1 protein-coding gene and 2 pseudogenes are annotated in these 2,470 nt (G+C 67.4%); 1 reads left to right on the top strand and 2 read right to left on the bottom strand.

Annotated features, from left to right (window positions below; all coding sequences use genetic code 11):
* Positions 1-82: 82 nt before the first annotated feature.
* Positions 83-1,693: pseudogene (locus ACWNCF_RS01995) on the top strand (3-hydroxyacyl-CoA dehydrogenase NAD-binding domain-containing protein); the annotation flags it as partial.
* Positions 1,694-1,872: 179 nt separating this feature from the next.
* On the opposite strand, the gene ACWNCF_RS01990 reads toward ACWNCF_RS01995, so the two are convergent.
* Complete coding sequence (locus tag ACWNCF_RS01990) at positions 1,873-2,004, bottom strand: hypothetical protein (protein ID WP_449405828.1); 132 nt, start codon at positions 2,002-2,004, stop codon at positions 1,873-1,875.
* Between the two features lie 46 nt (positions 2,005-2,050).
* Positions 2,051-2,470, bottom strand: a pseudogene (locus ACWNCF_RS01985) (hypothetical protein); the annotation flags it as partial.

Genomic DNA, 2,470 nt, shown 5'->3' with positions numbered 1-2,470 from the left:
TGTTTATGCCCTGTACTTCGTTCAGTTACGTATTGCTAAGGTTAAAACGGAGGAGTTAGTTGGATGATCCAGCACCTGATACGCGCTGCCGGAAGTCAGAACTCGGCCTCCTGCCCGGCGCGGGCGGCACGCAGCGGCTGCCGCGCGTGCTGGGCCTCGAGACCGCGCTGAACATGATCGTGACCGGCACGCCGGTCGCGTCCGAAAAGCTGGCCGGCACGCTGCTGTTCGACGAACTGCTGCCGGCCGGATGGACCTCGTGGCCGGCGCCGTCGCCTTTGCCCGCCGCGTGGCGGACGTGCGTCCGCTGCCCAAGGTGCGCGAGCGCCAGGTCGAGCATCCCGACGCGGCCGGTTTCCTCGCGGCCGCGCGGACGCGCGTGAAGGTCGAGGCGGGGCCGTTTCCGGCGCCCGTCGAGTGCGTGGAAACGGTCGCCGCGTCCGTCGAAAAGCCGTTCGAGGAAGGCCTGACGTTCGAGCGCGAGCGCTTCATCCACCTCACCCGGACGACGGAATCGAAAGCGCTGCGCCACGCGTTTTTCGCCGAGCGCGCGGCCGCCAAGGTGCCGGATGTTCCGCCTGACACGCCGGTGCGCGAGATCCGCAGCGCGGCCGTCGTCGGCGCCGGCACGATGGGCGGCGGCATCGCGATGAATTTCGCGAACGCCGGCATCCCCGTCACGATCCTGGAAACGAAGCGGGACGCGCTGGACAAGGGACTGGCCACCATCCGCAAGAATTACGAAAACACCGTCAGGAAGGGCAAGCTGGCCCCCGAGAAGGCCGAGCAGCGCGTGGGACTCATCCGCGGTACGCTCGACTATGCCGACGTCGCCCAGGCCGACATCGTCATCGAAGCGGTATTCGAGGACATGGGCGTGAAGGAGTCCGTGTTCCGCCAACTGGACGCGGTGATGAAGCCGGGCGCGATCCTCGCGTCGAACACGTCGACGCTGGACCTGAACCGCATCGCGTCGTTCACGGCGCGCCCGCAGGACGTCATCGGCCTGCATTTCTTCAGCCCCGCCAACGTGATGAAGCTGCTGGAGATCGTGCGCGGCGCGGCCACGGGCAAGGACGTGCTGGCGACGGCGCTGGCGCTGTCGAAGAAAATCAGGAAGACGGGCGTGGTGTCCGGCGTGTGCGACGGCTTCATCGGCAACCGCATGGTCGAGCAGTACATCCGCCAGGCCGGCTTCCTGCTGGACGAGGGCGCGCTGCCGCAGCAGGTCGATGCCGCCATCGAGAAGTTCGGCTTCGCCATGGGCCCGTTCCGCATGGGCGACCTGGCCGGAAACGACATCGGCTGGTACATCCGCAAGCGCCGCGCCGTCGAGATGCCGGACGTGAAGTACTCGCGGACGGCGGATCTGCTGTGCGAACAGGGCCGTTTCGGGCAAAAGACGGGCGCCGGCTGGTACGACTACCAGGCGGGCGACCGCACGCCGCAGCCGTCGGCATGGGTCGATGACATGATCGTGAAGCACTCGCAGGAACTGGGCATCGCGCGCCGCGCGATTTGCGACGAGGAGATCGTCGGGCGCCTCGTCTACGCGCTGGTCAACGAGGGCGCCAGGATCCTGGAAGAGGGCATTGCGCTGCGCGCGTCGGACATCGACATGGTCTACCTGTCCGGCTACGGCTTCCCGCTGTTCCGCGGCGGCCCGATGTTCTACGCCGACACCGTCGGGCTGCCCGCGGAACAGCGGGAAGCCGGTGGCCGGACAGGTACAACCATGTCGAATGTGCGACACCGGCGCAGCGCAATGCCCCTTCCAGGATCCTGGCGCCCTCGTTGACCACGCGTGACGAGGCGCCCGACGGAGTCTCCTCGTCGCAGCACGCGATGCCCGCTCCTGCGAGTGCTTCACGATCATGTCATCGACGTCGACGGCTGCGTGCGGTCGCCGGCCTGGTAGTCGTACCAGCCGGCGCCCCCATCTTGCCCGAAACGGCCCTGTTCGCACAGCAGATCCGCCCTGCGCGAGTACTTCACGTCCGGCATCTCGACGGCGCTTGCGGATGTACCAGCCGATGTCGTTTCCGGCCAGTCACCGTGGGAACAGGCCGTCGGCGAACCGAACTTCTCGATGGCGGCATCGACCTGCTGCGGCAGCGCGCCCTCGTCCGCAGGAAGCCGGCCTCGCGGAAGTGAGCTGCTCGACCATGCCGGTTGCCGGAAGATGAAGCCGTCGCACGCCGGACGCCGCGCCCGTCTTCCTCAATTTTCTTCGACAGCGCCAGCGCCGTCGCCGGCGCGTCCTTGCCCGTGGCCGCGCCGCGCGCGAGATCTCCAGCAGCTTCATCACGTTGGCGGGGCTGAGAAGAAATGCAGGCCGATGACGTCCCTGCGGGCGCGCCGTGAACGACGCGATACGGTCAGGTCCAGCGTCGACGTGTTCCGACGCAAGGAGCCGCTTGTCGCCGCATACTCCAGGAACACGACTCCTTGGGCATGTCCCTCGATACCG

It is taken from the genome of Massilia phosphatilytica (genome assembly GCF_977014125.1).
Note: the sequence above shows the minus strand (reverse complement) of the source record. Positions and strands in the feature narration are given on the sequence as shown.

Bases quoted from the DNA above. Each gene is read 5' to 3' on its own strand.
- ACWNCF_RS01990 (WP_449405828.1), bottom strand. From the start codon at position 2,004: ATGCCGGACGTGAAGTACTCGCGCAGGGCGGATCTGCTGTGCGAACAG.